At 31.2% G+C, this 15,955-nt stretch carries 15 protein-coding genes; all 15 read right to left on the bottom strand.

The window, feature by feature from the left end:
• Positions 1-6: 6 nt before the first annotated feature.
• Positions 7-1,221 (bottom strand): efflux RND transporter periplasmic adaptor subunit, encoded by a 1,215-nt coding sequence (locus tag I6U48_RS26395; RefSeq protein ID WP_218323501.1) that lies wholly within the window; start codon positions 1,219-1,221, stop codon positions 7-9.
• 75 nt (positions 1,222-1,296) lie between these two features.
• On the bottom strand, positions 1,297-1,881 hold the full coding sequence (locus I6U48_RS26400; protein WP_218323502.1) for a TetR/AcrR family transcriptional regulator: 585 nt from the start codon (positions 1,879-1,881) through the stop codon (positions 1,297-1,299).
• A 110-nt stretch (positions 1,882-1,991) separates the two neighbouring features.
• Positions 1,992-3,188, bottom strand: a complete 1,197-nt coding sequence (locus tag I6U48_RS26405) for an ABC transporter permease (protein ID WP_218323503.1) — start codon at positions 3,186-3,188, stop codon at positions 1,992-1,994.
• Positions 3,188-4,333, bottom strand: coding sequence for an ABC transporter permease (locus tag I6U48_RS26410; protein WP_246615568.1), 1,146 nt, complete (start codon positions 4,331-4,333; stop codon positions 3,188-3,190). The genes I6U48_RS26405 and I6U48_RS26410 overlap by 1 nt, the downstream gene beginning before the upstream one ends.
• A gap of 8 nt (positions 4,334-4,341) precedes the next feature.
• Positions 4,342-5,391 carry an HlyD family secretion protein gene (locus I6U48_RS26415; protein WP_218323504.1) on the bottom strand — a complete coding sequence of 350 codons (1,050 nt, stop codon included), beginning with the start codon at positions 5,389-5,391 and terminating at the stop codon, positions 4,342-4,344.
• A gap of 35 nt (positions 5,392-5,426) precedes the next feature.
• Positions 5,427-5,900 (bottom strand): MarR family winged helix-turn-helix transcriptional regulator, encoded by a 474-nt coding sequence (locus tag I6U48_RS26420; RefSeq protein ID WP_218323505.1) that lies wholly within the window; start codon positions 5,898-5,900, stop codon positions 5,427-5,429.
• A gap of 429 nt (positions 5,901-6,329) precedes the next feature.
• Positions 6,330-6,881, bottom strand: a complete 552-nt coding sequence (locus I6U48_RS26425) for a DUF1097 domain-containing protein (RefSeq protein WP_218323506.1) — start codon at positions 6,879-6,881, stop codon at positions 6,330-6,332.
• Between the two features lie 271 nt (positions 6,882-7,152).
• Complete coding sequence (locus I6U48_RS26430) at positions 7,153-8,103, bottom strand: acetyl-CoA hydrolase (RefSeq protein ID WP_376774607.1); 951 nt, start codon at positions 8,101-8,103, stop codon at positions 7,153-7,155.
• 215 nt (positions 8,104-8,318) lie between these two features.
• Complete coding sequence (locus I6U48_RS26435; protein WP_312891144.1) at positions 8,319-9,866, bottom strand: sigma-54 interaction domain-containing protein; 1,548 nt, start codon at positions 9,864-9,866, stop codon at positions 8,319-8,321.
• Between the two features lie 91 nt (positions 9,867-9,957).
• Positions 9,958-10,578 carry a hypothetical protein gene (locus I6U48_RS26440; RefSeq protein WP_218323507.1) on the bottom strand — a complete coding sequence of 207 codons (621 nt, stop codon included), beginning with the start codon at positions 10,576-10,578 and terminating at the stop codon, positions 9,958-9,960.
• 76 nt (positions 10,579-10,654) lie between these two features.
• Entirely contained in the window at positions 10,655-11,911 is a 1,257-nt protein-coding gene (locus I6U48_RS26445; RefSeq protein ID WP_218323508.1) for an MFS transporter, read from the bottom strand.
• A 203-nt stretch (positions 11,912-12,114) separates the two neighbouring features.
• Positions 12,115-13,032 carry a LysR family transcriptional regulator gene (locus I6U48_RS26450; RefSeq protein ID WP_218323509.1) on the bottom strand — a complete coding sequence of 306 codons (918 nt, stop codon included), beginning with the start codon at positions 13,030-13,032 and terminating at the stop codon, positions 12,115-12,117.
• A 17-nt stretch (positions 13,033-13,049) separates the two neighbouring features.
• Positions 13,050-13,952 (bottom strand): LysR family transcriptional regulator, encoded by a 903-nt coding sequence (locus I6U48_RS26455; RefSeq protein ID WP_218323510.1) that lies wholly within the window; start codon positions 13,950-13,952, stop codon positions 13,050-13,052.
• 159 nt (positions 13,953-14,111) lie between these two features.
• Positions 14,112-14,867 (bottom strand): sulfite exporter TauE/SafE family protein, encoded by a 756-nt coding sequence (locus tag I6U48_RS26460; RefSeq protein ID WP_218323511.1) that lies wholly within the window; start codon positions 14,865-14,867, stop codon positions 14,112-14,114.
• A 46-nt stretch (positions 14,868-14,913) separates the two neighbouring features.
• The gene (locus I6U48_RS26465; RefSeq protein ID WP_218323512.1) at positions 14,914-15,735 is read right to left on the bottom strand and encodes a methyl-accepting chemotaxis protein; all 822 of its coding nucleotides are present in this window, start codon (positions 15,733-15,735) and stop codon (positions 14,914-14,916) included.
• Positions 15,736-15,955 lie beyond the last annotated feature (220 nt).

The raw sequence follows: 15,955 nt of genomic DNA on the forward strand, positions 1-15,955 counted from the left end.
TCTCCTTTACTTTACTGTAACTTGATAGCCAGCTTTTATATTTTTCATACCTTCAATAATAAGTTTGTCATTGGTTTTTAAACCTTCTACAGAAACCTTATCTTTATTTGTATCTCCTAAAGTTACATTTTTTCTAACAGCATGTCCATTTTCTACAACAAATACATAGTCTTCTCCGTCATTTAAAATACTGTCAATAGGAATCCATAGGGAGTTCTTTTCTCCCATATTAATATAAACTTTTACACTTTGACCTACATAAAATTTACTGTTATCTATTGGATTTAACAATTTTATTTCTGCACTGTAAGTTCCTGATGTTTTATCTGACATCTGAACTATATTTATAATTTCTCCATCTGCTGTGCTGTCGTCGATTTTAACTTGTGCCTTTGTACCAACTTGTACTTTTTTCACATCATCATCAGATAACCCTACAGTAACAACTTGGTTTTCACTTCTGAATAATATTACTGGATTCCCAGCCCCTTGCATTTCTCCTTCTTTGCAAAGTACATCAACTACATAACCATCCATATCTGCATGCATAGAAGCATCTTGAACTAGATTGGCCTTTGAATCATAACCAGCTTTTGCTTCATTTAATTGAGCAAGAAGAGCTTGTTTATCTTCTTCTCTAGAACCATTTTGAAGCTGTTCTAGACTTTGCTTTGCATTGTTTAATGCACTCTCATAACTATCTGCCTGAAGCTTGGCACCATCTAATTCCTGCTTTGAAATTGCTCCACTTTGATATAATTTAGTATTTTTATCATACAAATCCTTGTAATAATTATAGTTGTCCTCAGCATTTTTCACTGCTATTTCAGCTTTATTTATATCTTCCTCCTGTGCACCATTAACGGATTTGTTATACTGTGCTGAAGCAGCATCCATCTGAGACTTAGAAGCTTCCATTGCAAAATTCAAATCACTTTTATCAAGATCTACTAAAGAATCTCCTTTTTTTACATGCTGACCTTTAGATACATATATTTTTGAAATCTTGGCAGAACTTTTAAAGGAAAGCTTTCTCACTTCACTGCCTCCAGTTATGCCTTGATATTCCAAAGAAACAGAATTACTCTCATTTTTAACCTCTAGAGTTTTTACAGGATATGTTTTTACATTAGATTTCTCTGCAGAAGACTTTCCACTACATCCACTTAATATAATTACACTTAAAAATAATGAACAAATAAGTAAGGTTCTCTTTTTCATACTATTCCTCCAACTTTCAAATTAGCTTCTTTGATTATTAATAAATAAATATTTATTCATTAATATTTAAAAAAATTATTTCATTGCATTTATGCATATTTGGGCTATTCTTTTAATCTCGTCTTCTGTGAATATCTTATTTTTATCAAGTTCTAATGAAAATGATAAATATCTAAATGGAATTGTAAAAGAAACAACCAATATTTCTAGTGGAGTTATATCTGGATTGGTTTCACCTGTTTTTTCACCCAGTTTAATACATTTTTCTGCCAATTCCAGAACTGCTTTGAAGTTATTCTTTTTTCCTTTTGCTGGTATTTTTAAATCCATAACAACTGCAGAGGTAAACCTTGCTATCATAGGTTCTTCATTTGCTCTCAAAAATAATTTTTTTATTGTTTTATAGGATACTTCGTATAATGTACTAGAAGAATCTATGTATGCTGTAAAATCCTTTGTTATTGTTTGCATCTCTAAATCTACCAATTCCAGCACTAACTCTTCCTTGCTTTTATAGTATCTGTACAAATACCCTGGTGAGACACCTGCTTTTTCACAGATTAAAGCAGTTGATACTCCTTCATATCCATAATCTACTACACATTCCATTACCGCTCTCTTAATGCTATCCATTTTCTCAGGATCTGCAATTCGTGCCATATATGTCACCCTCAATCCAAAATTAATGAAATTAATAAATAAATATTTATTTATTAATTTCATTATATCTTTACACTTTTTACATGTCAATATATAACTTTTATTCTTTTCTACGCTTTTACTGCATCTTCTTGCGAAATATCTTCCTGTATTAGTTTGCTATTTTTATATTTCATAAAAGAAATTTTAGCACAGTATAGTGCAATTCCTGCTGGTAACCAAAATGCACCAAACTTAATTTCATTTTTTATATAAGGAAGCATGAATTCCCATCCTAATCCTTTTAAATTTAACATCTTTAATGCTACTGTCATATGTCTAAATGGCCATAAACTATTAAGAGCATCTGCCATTCCACTTGGCAGTAGATAATCTGGGAATATAACACCACAGGTTAGAAATATAACTATATTTATCATATTAAAAAACAGTATAAAATAACATAAGTTATCCATAATTGATGTGAGAAATAATCCAATAGCTGTAAGGTTAATAAAGAATAAATACATTAAAACAATGTATATTAATATATCACCACGCATAGGTACAGAGACTAGTTTATCAAGAAGGCATAAACAAATGAAAATTAATATAGTACATAAAGTAGAATAAAATAATATTCTTCCTATAAGCCCAAATATAACTTTTAAACCTTCTCTTGAACGTATTTTAACCTTCGCCAATTCCTGTTTCTTTTTCATTAAAGCAGGTACTACAAGTACTGGTACAAAAAATCCTTGGTTAACCAAAGGTACCAAAGTATAAATTAAATATCTAAGATAACTGCTTTGGGGCTCATACAGTATTCGTTCAGAATAGGAAAAATTTAAAACAGCTTGTTTGGATTGGTATGGAACCATACCATTTCCTTGAAGAATGCTTATTTGAGCACCAGCATTTATCGTACCTAAAACCTGACTGGCATATCCCAGCGTACTGGATTCTTTAGGAAGACTAGTTCCATCTATTAACAATAAAGCACTAGGTGATTTTGCCAAGCTTACATCTTTTTCAAAATGCTTAGGTATTATTATACCTCCATTTACTCTATGATCCTTTATTGCTTTTTCAAGTTCAGTATCAGAATCCACATAATAATTGACATTTAAACCTGGATGATTTTTAAGTTGCTCGATAACTGTTCTTGATAAATTTGAGTTATCTTTATCAACTACTCCAAAGGGAATATTCTCTATATAAGGATTGGACATGGCATAACCAAAAACAAGTGATCCTATAATAGTGAGTATAATAGTCTTAAGTATAGGGCCTTTTTCTTCTTTCAACATTTTAAAAAAACTCTTCATTATATTATCACCTCTGCATCTTGACTATTAATAATACTATCTTTCTTTTCTCTTCTAACTTTCTTCCTTTCTTTCACTTTATATAAAAGGAATGTAGTAACCCACATAAAAATTACAAATTTAATGAGCCAGAATATATTAGGTAAGTTATCTTGAAAACTGCCGCCTACAAGGCTTAGATCTCTTAGTGGTATGGCATAATAGTAAAATGGAATATACTTAGCTACCATAGGAATTATCTCTGGCATGGCTACAGTTGGAAATGTGTATCCCACCAAAAATAGGGTTATTGCTATTGGACCTACAAAGCCTAATGCATTTAACTGATTTTCATTATACAAAATAATTAGAAGTACTCCTATAAATGTCATTCCAATACAAAATAAAATAGTTAGCATAATTGCTGCTTCAACAGATCCTCTATAAGGCAAACCAAAATATTTACAATAAATTCCCATAATAGTAATAACCGAAGCTGATGCCAAAAATCCAACCATAACACCTTTAATCCACATTTTTTTATAGCTATTGCCTTTGTTTATTAACAAAATTACAACTATAATCATTCCCACTTGAATAGTATTTATTGCAAATCCTGGAATAAAAAAATTAAACATATTTTCAGTAGGATTTCCTATAATTCTGGAATTATAACGTATAGGATTTATATAATTTGCAGCTACTTCTGGCATTAATCCAAGTTGACCTTCCACTACCTCTATTAAATATGCTGATTTAATAGTACTTAAAATCTGTGCAACTCTTGTTTTGCTAGAAGAAGTCATTGCCATTTGTGATCCGTCATAAATAACCATAATTTTGGGATTTTTCATATCGGTCAGATCCTTTGAAAAATTTTTAGGAATAATAAATCCTATAGACACTTTTCCTTTGTCTATTAAGTCTTTAACATCATTATCAACCTGACTATATGCAACTACATTAAATTTTGAATTTGTCCTTATTTCCCTTATAAGGGCTTGAGTTGACAGAGAATTATCATGATCTACAATGATAGTTGGAATTTTACTAAGAGAATGGGCACTAAATCCAAGGGCTAAAACAATGGCACCTCCAATGCCAAGTATAACAAACATTGCAATAGGAATTATCATATACTTGAATCTTAATATTTTTTCTTTCATAATACTAATCACTTCTTTCCAAAGTCAACAAAAGCTGTCATTCCCGCATGAAGTGGTTTATTCATATCAATTAATTCAACTTTAACTCCATAGGACAATATATCAAATTCCCCATTATCATTTGTTGCCCTTTTAACTGCAAAATCAGCATCCTTATTGATTCTAACTATTTTACCTTTAAATTGCTCATCAGGATAAGCAGAAAGTTTTACAGATACTTCTCCATTTAACTTCACTTTTGAAAGGTCTGTTTCTTTTACATTACATTCAATCCAAGGTGCAGTTGTATTTGTCATTACTAAAAGAGGCATCCCTGTAGATACTAGTTCACCAGCTTCAACATTTAATTGTGTTACTGTTCCATCTGATGGTGCAGTAATTGTAGTATCATTAATATAAGTTTGTACTTCATCTTGTCCACCTTGAGCTTGTTTAATTTGAGCCTCATATCCCTGTATTGTTGCATCTGCTTGATTTACCTGTGCTTGTAATGATGCTATATCTTCAGATCTTGCTCCATCTTTAGCAACATCATATTGCTTTTCTGCCACATCCATAGCTGTTTGAGCTTTATCTAAATCTTCTTTAGCTGCATAGCCTTTACTATACAAGCCATTTACTCTATCATATGTTGATTTCGCTAAATCATATTGAGATTTAGCTTGAGCAATTTCCTCAGGTCTTGCTCCATTTTGAGCTTTTTGAAGTTGTGCTTGTGCTGCTGATTTTGCTGCTTCTGCTGCTTTCATTTGTCCAGTAGCTGCATCAATTTGAGCTTTTGATTGAGCTTCTTTTGCAACTAAAGCACTATTATCTATAGTTATCAAAACTTGTCCGTTTTTAATACTATCTCCTTCTTTGATTTTTATGTCTGTTATTTTTCCTGCAACTTTAGAATTGATGTTTATTTCTTTAGTTTCTATGCTTCCTTGAACAATTAAGTGATCGCTTTGCTGTTTTACTATTTTATCTCCCGTTAAAATAACATTTTTACTACATCCTGAAAACAGACCCACTGTAATTGCTAGAGCTAATAATACAATACTTTTTCTTTTCATATAAACCCTCCTAAATCAATTAATATGTTTATTTACTAAGAACCTGTTGTTAAACGTTGTCTGATTTTCACAAGTGATTCATGTAAAATTTTCATTTCTTCTTCTGGTAAAACACCTAATAAAGAAGCTATAAAGTTTTCTTTATCTGGCAATATCTCGGCTAAAACTTTCTTACCTTCTTCTGTTATAATAACCTTTGTATACCTCCTATCTTTTTCATTTTCCTGTCTTATAACAATTCCTTTTGATGTCATTCTATCAATTAAAGTTGTTACACTTGGTTTCTTTACTCCTAATCTCTTACTAAGATTAGATGAAGTGCTTCCTTCATCACCACATAAATATAAATAATATAGAACTTTAAACTGTACTTGTGTTAATTCAAATTTTTTATAACATTCTTCAACAACTCTATTTATTAGCTCTGAAACTTTAACAATCTCGTCAGTTACCTCAAAAGTTAATTCCATTGGATCAATTTCAATTAAATCAGCATCTTTTTTATCCATAAATAACACTCCTTAAAATGTTTTTTCATATTATTTCAATAACACTATTAATTTTAAGTTACAGTTCTTAAATTAACCTACCCTTAATTACTTGAATTAATAAATAAGATGGATATTTTAAATTTACAAATAATTTAATAGATTAATTTAATATACTGATAGTCATATAAATAATAGTTAGTATGGTTAATAGTTAGCTTAACTAATTATTAACTATACTAACTATTATACACATTATTATATTAGTTTCAATATGAATAATTGGAAATTATTATTAATAATTTGTAACCTTTAATTTTAGTAGAGATCATTCTAGAATATGTATCTACATTTATTACAGCTTTCTATAAAAAACAAAGTGCATTGCCATAATATAAAGCAATGCACCTATAAATAATTCAATTTTAATTTATTTCAACTATATAATCTCTATTGATGTTCGCCAAACACATACTTAGGCCAATCTTTGCCGATGATTATGTTGCAAAGTGCTCCCCCACCAAGTACCAACACAACCGTCATTATCATTCCATAAAGGAAGAATCCATATAAATGAAATGGTGTTATTGCTGGAGCATTAGCTGGCTGGATTGAAAATATAAAGAATGTTTCCGCAAGCCCTAAAAATAATGCCGGTATATTTCCAAATATAGTATCTCTTAGTAAATTTTCATGAACTGTCAGTATGCAAAATATTGTAATCATTGTAAGTGCTATATTAGGTATCCATCCTGGTAATCCTTTCATTACTCCTATTAACATTCCGTTTGCCATGGCCCACAAAATTCCAATTGGGTAACATACAATCATAGAAGGTATTTTCTTAAAATCTGCACCCATTGCGAAAAATAGCAGTAATACAATAAATAAAGTCCAATTATAATTTCCAAATCCTAAAGCCCCCATTGGCTGCATCAAAAGAGTTAGTATAACTGCACCAAAAGCGCCTTGAATTAAAAGTGCTTTCCTTTTTATTGACATGACAACTCCTTCTTTCATTAAAGATTTTAAATTTAGAATTAAAAATTATTTTCCACACAAAATCGTTTTCACGAATTAAAGCTTAGGGATGTCCCAATATTTTATGAGAGGACAGTGAAAGAAGAAAACTCTCCTTCGCTGTCCTTTGCCCTTTGCCAATTGTTCTCTAAAAAATGCTTCACATAATTTTTATAGAACGACAGACAACTATAATAGTGTCTTTCACCACAATCAATAAAACTAACTTAGTTTTAGGACAGCCCCATTTTATTTAACGCATAGGAATAAATCCTCTGTATTGTGTATAGTTATCACTTTCAGCAATGTCTGTTAAGAATAAGCTAGAAATTTCAAATTTAGGTTTTAAATAAGGAAATTCATCATACTTAGCCCAAGATGGTTTTTTAATCTCTTTTGCCTTTTCTACTGCAGTTCTGTGCCAGCCTGAAGGACAGTTAAACCAAATTTCGACTACTCTTTGATATGGACAGTGGTTAACGCTCTGAATAATTTTGCTTGTTAACATCCTTGTTACATCTGGAGACTCCTGAAACTTTGGTACAACTTCTTCATAGAACCACTTGTCTCCTTCTTCTATAGACACACCATCTGGATATTTCATAACAAACTGCCAGCGGTAGTTTGGTCCATCTTCCATAGTTCTTCCTGCACCTTTTAAATCTTCTTCCCAAGAAAGAGGTACAAAAGCCCATATAAATGGAGGACAGCCATTATCACCACCAGCTGATCTTGCAGTATCTCCTGATTCCATCATTTCTGTTTCTTCACCTTCAAGAACTGCTACTTTGTTATCATCTGGAACATTACCTTGCCACTTTAATACATCAATAGGAAAATATTCAGTCATAGTTTTGTTCTTAAATTCAGGTGTCAATGGATTAACCATCCAGTAATGCTCTGTTAATTGCATTCTGTGAGTTCCAAATCTTTCTCCATCTGGTGGTGTCGGTAATGCAGGATAAAATGCATACTTACTTACATATGGACCAAACTGTGACATGCTTTCTGGTACATGGTGATAATAAAGCCAATGTTTTAACATATGTCTGTAATCCTCTTTTACAACGTCTACATAAATTAAACTTCTCATAGGGTTAAATTCTATTGCCATATTAATAGCCTCCTTAATTCTTTCTGTAATTTTTATATAATTATATTTAGCAATACCTATGCCAAAGCTTGTATACTTTTTTAAACTCAATATAAAAACTCCTGAAATGCATTGCAAACACAGGAGTTTATCCAAAAAAATTTTTTTCAATTCTTGTTTTAGTTTGTTAATTAATTATCTTTTTTGAAAACGTTGTCTATAACAAAACTAATGTAATGAAAAATTTCATTACATTAATATAAAAATGACTATTTTATTACTTTTCATTGCAATTTATTTTCGTATCAATATGATGATTTTTTTCATTACCATTTAGTTATTCCCAGGGCTTTGGCTTTTTTTACTACTGTTGATTGCTTTATGCCCAATGCATCAGCAGCTTTATACGTGCTTCCATATTTTCTTAATGCTCTTTCAATAATATTCTTTTCTAATAAATTCACCGCTTCTTTTAGATTAATATTCTCATTTACGATTTCACTTGTGAAAGTATCCTTACCTAAAGTATTAACTATATCGTTTCTTTTTATAAGTGGTTCATCATCAATTACTACTAATCGCTCTATTATATTTTCTAGCTCTCTCACGTTTCCTGGCCAATTATAGAATTCAAGTGCCTCTATTGCTGATTTCTCAAATCCTTTGTGTTTGTTATATTTCTTATTGAAACTTTCAATAAAGTTATTAGCTAAAACCAAAATATCTTCTCTTCTTTCTCTAAGTGGTAATACTCTAATTGGAAAAACGTTTAATCTGTAGTATAAATCCTCTCTAAAAATCCCCTTATTAATTTGATCCTGCAAATTTTGATTTGTTGCTGCAATTATTCTTACATCTACTTTTTCAGCAGTTGCTCCTCCAATTCTTGTTATTTCCCGTTCCTGTAGAACGCGAAGAAGCTTTGACTGAAGTTTAAGTGGGATTTCACCTATTTCATCTAATAAAATTGTACCGTGATTTGCCACCTGAAATAGACCTAATTTATCCTTATACTGTGCTCCCGTAAAGGCACCTTTTTCATATCCAAATAATTCTGATTCTAACAAGTTCTCTGGTATTGCAGCACAATTTACTTTTATATACGGCCCATTTTTCCTTAGACTATTTTTATATATTTCCCGTGCAATTACTTCTTTTCCAACTCCAGTTTCTCCTGTTATAAGCACAGTTACATCAGTCTTTGATGCTTGCTTAATAAGATGCTTAATCTTTTCAGCACCAGTAGTCTTACCAACAAAGTCCGTCTGCATTTGATTTTTCCTTAAATATTTTATTTCATCTATATATTTTCTTTTATCTTTCTCCAGATTCTCAAGCTTTTCTTTTAGTTGTATAAATTCAGTTATATCTCTAATTACGGTGACTACACATTCTACTTTATTCTGTTCATTGAAAAAAGGAATTCCTGTCATAATAACTGTTTTATCCATTCTTTCAATTCTAGTTACAACAGATATCTCTTTCTTTTCTTCTAATGACATTAATCCTACTGATTTAGGTTTTTTTTCTTTTAGCTTTTTCCCTTTAATTTTACTAATCATAGCCATACTTGGCATACTGCTTTTGTGCTCTAATACCACAAAAGCTTCTTCCTCACTATAAATTTTTCCCTTCCATATAGTTTCCATTGGCTTTCCTACCAAATCACGTTTTTCTAAGCCTACAATATCCTCAAATATTCTATTAACATCAACAACAATTCCATTGTGATCTACCACATAAATTCCATCTGCCATTGCATTAGCAATGGATAAAAAATCTACTTTGCATCTTTTATATGTTTCATATTCTTTTATTATCTCTCTAATTTTCTCTTCGCATATTTCGCTCTTTTCCATTTTCTTTTTATTCACTATAACCATTTTCCCCTTTCGCTAAAAATAAATTATGCATGTAAAAAAACACTACTGTAGAAATAGATTACTGTAGTGTTTTTCCCATTTTTTACTTAATGTATTTATATTTCAATTCTTTTCCTTTACCTTCAACAGTAAGATCTGCATATGGGTTGTAATTGGTATTAGTAACAACTTTAAATAAATTATACATTTGAGGTAAGAAAACTCCCCAGTTTCCTACTTCTTCTGCACAGTGCTGTGACCATATAATGCCTTCTTCTGGCGTTTCTTTCTTTTTCATACCAATTGCTGATGATTTGCCAACTACACCATAGTCAGTTTTCTGCCATTGGTGTATACGGTATCCCATAGGTTCTCCTTTTTTCATACTTTCTTCTCCAAATCCAAGGCCAGCTACTACTACACAATGTTCATAGACAATATAATCTTTTACTTCTACTGAAACTGTTGCTAAATCTTCAAATCTAATATAAAGATTTTGTCGTGTTCCATCATTCCATGTTTGTGGTGCTATGTGAACTGAACCTATAGGGTTGCCATGTTTTGGTGGTACTGCCCAAACTAAAGGCTCATGCTGTGAAGGATGCCACAAAAGAAAACACTTTTCCATATTACTCCAAAACCAATCAATCATTGCTGGAGTGACTCCTTCATGTTTCCAATCAAGATGTGTTCCCATCGAATCTTGTGTTACTTTCATTGTCATATTAGTTCCCCCTAATTTTCATATTAAAGTATACCATTATTCTTCATAAATATAAATCTTATTTATTATAAAATCATTAATTTTCTACACTTACTTCCCCACCACTCTTTTTCAAGCCGATTATTCTTGATAATATCAATGCAATCATAGCAACTATAGCAAATAGAGTAATTGTTAAATGATAGTTTCCTGTTTTATGTAATGCTAGAGCTCCTACAAACACACCAAGTGATCCACCAAATGCACCTATTCCCAACCATAAACCAACAACTCTACCAACAACATGTTCAGGATAAACCTGAGCTACAAAAGTAGATGCTGCTGGATTTAGAAATGCTACAAAAGTTCCTGCAAGAAATAAAAGTATCATAAGAACTGTTAAATTATTGTATACTACTGAGAATAAAATTGGATAAACACAAGCAGCAGTACATACAAATCCTATTATCAACACAGGTTTAGTGTTCCCCTTAAATACTTTGTCAATAACGATACCTGATAGCAGACTACCTACAACAGTTCCAACTTGAACCAGCAACATTAATCTTCCTGCTACAACTGATCCAAATCCAACACCCATAGGAATTGGAAGAGCAAAATATTGAGGTGTTAAATCATTAAGAGCATTTAATAACCATGATATAAGCATACACATAATTATGCCAACCCATGTTCTTGGATTAGTTAAAGCTTCTTTTATAGCACTGTTAGAAGCTTCACCATTTTGAGTATGTATTGTATGATTTAATGGTGTATGTTTTTTATACTGAACTGTAAGGAAAATAACATATAATAGCACAACAAAATCAACATATCCAATCCATGACATGGTAGTTCTCCAGTTTGCCGTTATCTGATTAATTATAGGTGCAACAGCAACTCCTATCATCATTCCACCGTTAACTCCCGTCATTCCAACTCCAACAGCAAACCCTTTTTCTTCTTCCGAGAACCATGCTGCTGCAACTAATGGGATTGCAGCAAAAATTGCACCAGCACCGAAACCTTGTGCAACCCTAAATGCCATTAATATAGAAAGGTTCTTCCCGGCTACAGAAAATAATATGCTTGGTATAGTTGTTACAACAAGTGCCAAAATCATTACGGCCATTACTCCAAAACGATCTGCAAGAGTACCACTCACAAGTGTAGAAATTGCAACAACAAAAACAAATATACCTAAAAAACTAGCTTGTGCTACAGGAATTGAAATCCCTAAATCTTTTGCAATATCGCCTAGTATAGGTGCAAAAGCCATCATATTCGTAGTAGTAGCTGTAGCAACTACTACAACGGCAATTATCAAAAGCCATCTGAAATTGTCTTTTTTCATAGTTTATGACCTCCTACAATATTAAAAAATCATTATATGTAAATGTTAACACTTAGGTTTTGCCTTGTAAAATGCCGAATCTGATTGACTGTTATAACAAATTTACATAAAAAATAAAAACTTTATTAATATTCTACAAAATATCAATAAAGCTTTAATTCAATAATCTATATACAATTGCTATGTAACTATTTATGACTACTCTAAGGAAGATTATCATAAACTTGCCTTATATATGGAATCATTTTCTCTACCTCGTCAATAAAAATAGGTATGCAGGGGTTGCTATTATTTTTTTTCCATGCTATAACTTCCTCACTAACTTCATTAAACTTCTCAATTTTTATGAAACGTAATTCTGGTGAAGCTAATATTTGAAAAACTTTAGGAAGTATGGCATATCCTACTCTACATTCTACTAAAGTCATTACACTAGTTATATATTGCTCTTCTGATACAACAATTGGAGAAAATCCATGTTTAAGACAAATATTTTCAACCCGCTTGTATCCTTGAGACCATTCTTTAGAATTCATAAAAATACACGGCTCTCTGGAAAGATCTTTTAAATTTACGGTATCATTGCAAGCTAAAGGATGTTCTCGATGCAATACTACATTATAACAATCTTCATATATTGTCTTCCATGTTATGTCTGCAATGGATTCAAGCTGAAAAGATGCTGTAAATGCTACATCAACTTCATTATTTCTTATTGATTCTATTAAATTAGAATGGCTATATTCACTAATCTTCAATCCTACATTAGGATGAGTATTTCTAATATTGGTTAAAAGCTTAGGTAAAAAATAACTAGCAAAAGGTCCTATAAATCCTACCTTGAGAGTTTGGCTTTTTCTATTTTGAACTTGTTTAGCATTTATAATTCCATTATTTAAGTGATGAAGCATTTTTTTTACTTCCTCTAAAAATACTTTTCCAGCTTCAGTTAATTCAACCGATCTCTTATTTCTATAAAAGAGAATTATGCCTAGTTCATCTTCCAAGTTGGAAATGTAACGGCTAAAAGCTGGCTGTGTAATATGCATTGCTCTTGATGCCTTTGTGAAATTTAAGTATTGTGCTAATGATACAAAACATTCAAATTGATTAACATTCATAAAAACACCATCCTGTGTTATAATTTGACTTCACTTAAAACGCTATTTGTAAACAATGGAATTGCAGTATTCATATTCTCCTTTTTCCATGCCATAATATAACTTATAAAGTCATCTTCTATTTTTACACCTTTAATATTGAGATTGTTATATAATCTAATATTGGAATCAAGTAAAGCGACTCCTAATCCAGATTCAACACATAGAATTAGTGATTCTACATTTGGAAGCTGTTTTACTATTTTAGGAGCAAAACCATGCTTCTTGCAAAGAGTTATAATTCCATCAAAGCCTTTTGGTGACTCATCTCTTGCAATCATAATAAAGTTTTCATCTTTAAAATCCTCAAGTCTTAAGTTTTTTTTACCTGCTAGTGGATGTGAAGCTTCCATTACAATATATCCATTTCCCTTATGTACAACATCTGAAAGAATTCCAAGAGAATCATCAATTTCAAAAGACAGAGTAAATATCACATCCAAATTTCCATTGATAAGCTTTTCTCTTAATACCCTAAAAGAATGTCTTTCTAATACTATATTTACACTTTGATATTTTTCTCTAAATTTTTTTATTATAGGTGACAAAAAAGCGCTTGTATCCATAGCATCTAAACATCCAATAGTTATAGTACTATTTTCACCTAAATCAGGTTTTTTTGATTTTTCTATAGAATTTTCTATAAGTTCTACTACCCCACCCATTTCTTTAAACAGCACCATACCTGCTGCTGTTAGCCTAACATCCCTTTTTGTTCTGAAAAAAAGCTGAACTCCTATCTCATTTTCTAATATCGCAATTTGCTTACTCAAAGAAGGTTGTGAAACATATAAGCTTTTTGCAGCTTCTGTAAAATTTAAATGCCTTGCCACAGCCAAAAAATATTCAATCTGAAGCAGTGTAATCCTCTTATAATTCACTAAAATTATCCTCCTTTTTATACTTTTAATAATAAATTAACTTGTGTATTTAACTATAACTCATTTGTTAAAATTTTTTCAATACTAATTTAAAACAATATTATAGGTTTATTTCCTTCTCAATCGATATAAAACATTTTTATCACATAAATGACTTATCTATATAAATAATTTTATGGCTCCTATTGCTGTAACTAGTAAAATGACCCTATGGAATAAATTTTCATTAAGCTTTTTAATGAATAAAACTCCTAATAATGCTCCTACTGCTATAGCTGGTATCATACTTCCTGCAAAAAAAACCGTCTGTAATGAAATATTGTGCCAGAATATGATCTGTAATGGCACCTTTGTTATATTTATAATAAAGAAAAACCATGCAGTTGTGCCCATAAAATCGTTTTTCTTAAATCCCTTAGCTAATAAGTAAACGCTGAATATTGGTCCTGCAGCATTACCAATCATAGATGTAAATCCACAAAGCATACCTGTTAACGCATAAAGAACGGGATTTTGTGGAACTCTAAAGTCTTCTCCCTTTCTTTCAGTATAAATTAGGATAAATAAACATATTAAAACTGAAATAGCAATAAAAATTTTGAATTGTTTATCATTAACGTAGTTACCAACCAAAACTCCTAAAGCTAGTCCGACTATTGTCCATGGCAAAAGTTTTCTTATATTACCCCATTCTGCATGTCTGTTATAATAGTATAATGCAAAAGCATCGCCTAGTATAAGCATAGGAAGCATAATTCCTGTAGATTCTTTACCTCCAAATATTCCTGCAATGATAGGTATAGCAGGCATCAAAAAAGAACTTATTCCAGTTTTTGAAAATCCTAAAAAAAACGCTGCTAGTATTACCCAAAGCCACTGGTACATGGATAAGTTTAACATATGGAACATTTGCATTTTATCTCTCCTTCTTTCGTATTAAAATTTATTGCCTATATGCAATTCAAATAATCTTTGATGAATCAACTAACCTCTGAGAATCTAAAGTAACTTTCTCTAGTACTGCTGTAATTTCTTCAGTTTCAGCCACCTGATTTTCAGAAATGATATGTACTTGGTTTACAACCTTTTTGATATCTTCAATGGAGTTATTCATATCTATCAAAGTCTTAGACACATTTTTAGAAGATTCGCCAGTTACCTGAGCTAATTTTCTCATTTCACTTGCAACTACTGAAAACCCTTTACCATATTCACCTGCTCTTGCTGCTTCAATTGCTGCATTCAATCCTAATAAATTTGATTGACGTGCTACATTTTGTATTAAGTTAAGAATCTCATAGCTCTCTTTTAATTCTTTTTCTGCTTTTTTTGCTGATTCTACTATTTTCTCTATCATAGCAAATAAATTTTGAGAACCATTACAAATTTCTGCAACACTTGCATTTGTCTGTTGGAGTGAAACAAATAAGCTTTCTGAGGCTTCTTCAACTTCAAAGTGCTTTTTTAAACTTTTAGATATACCAACAGCACCAATAACTTCTCCCTTTGAATCTTTAATTGGATAGGTAACTGCTTTAAACGGAATACCATGTATTTCTTTTGGTACTATTGAAGAATATTTTTTACCATTTTCAATTGTTTTATATAAAGGTTCTTCTATTAATAATCTATCTCCTACTTTATGCTTTAAATCAATTGTATCACCTGGACGATAAAAAATAATATTTTTTTTATCAGTTACTACAACTCCTACATCTTCATCAAATATCTCCTTCATAGAAGGCATTACTTCTAAAAAAGCTTGAAGAGTTTTGTCTTCCATTATCTATTCCTCCACATAATAAGTTTTTTAAATAAAAGTTGACAATTTTCAGAGAAGAGGTTAAAGGCTTTTATAAAACTCCTCCTTCACTGCCAATTGTCAACTGTCAATTCTCATGTAAAAATTTTATTCAGCTTTACTAGGTTAAAAATTCATCAATAGCTTTTGCAGCTTTTTTACCTGCGCCCATGGCAAGTATTACTGTAGCAGCTCCTGTCAC

Source organism: Clostridium thailandense (assembly GCF_019207025.1).
GTDB classification, from domain to species: domain Bacteria; phylum Bacillota; class Clostridia; order Clostridiales; family Clostridiaceae; genus Clostridium_AM; species Clostridium_AM thailandense.

Coding starts and splice junctions, on each gene's coding strand:
- I6U48_RS26465 (WP_218323512.1), bottom strand. CDS start 15,735: ATGGAAGACAAAACTCTTCAAGCTTTTTTAGAAGTAATGCCTTCTATG.
- I6U48_RS26440 (WP_218323507.1), bottom strand. CDS start 10,578: ATGACAATGAAAGTAACACAAGATTCGATGGGAACACATCTTGATTGG.
- I6U48_RS26410 (WP_246615568.1), bottom strand. CDS start 4,333: ATGAAAGAAAAAATATTAAGATTCAAGTATATGATAATTCCTATTGCA.
- I6U48_RS26415 (WP_218323504.1), bottom strand. CDS start 5,391: ATGAAAAGAAAAAGTATTGTATTATTAGCTCTAGCAATTACAGTGGGT.
- I6U48_RS26395 (WP_218323501.1), bottom strand. CDS start 1,221: ATGAAAAAGAGAACCTTACTTATTTGTTCATTATTTTTAAGTGTAATT.
- I6U48_RS26460 (WP_218323511.1), bottom strand. CDS start 14,867: ATGCAAATGTTCCATATGTTAAACTTATCCATGTACCAGTGGCTTTGG.
- I6U48_RS26450 (WP_218323509.1), bottom strand. CDS start 13,032: ATGAATGTTAATCAATTTGAATGTTTTGTATCATTAGCACAATACTTA.
- I6U48_RS26420 (WP_218323505.1), bottom strand. CDS start 5,900: ATGGATAAAAAAGATGCTGATTTAATTGAAATTGATCCAATGGAATTA.
- I6U48_RS26425 (WP_218323506.1), bottom strand. CDS start 6,881: ATGTCAATAAAAAGGAAAGCACTTTTAATTCAAGGCGCTTTTGGTGCA.
- I6U48_RS26400 (WP_218323502.1), bottom strand. CDS start 1,881: ATGGCACGAATTGCAGATCCTGAGAAAATGGATAGCATTAAGAGAGCG.
- I6U48_RS26445 (WP_218323508.1), bottom strand. CDS start 11,911: ATGAAAAAAGACAATTTCAGATGGCTTTTGATAATTGCCGTTGTAGTA.
- I6U48_RS26405 (WP_218323503.1), bottom strand. CDS start 3,188: ATGAAGAGTTTTTTTAAAATGTTGAAAGAAGAAAAAGGCCCTATACTT.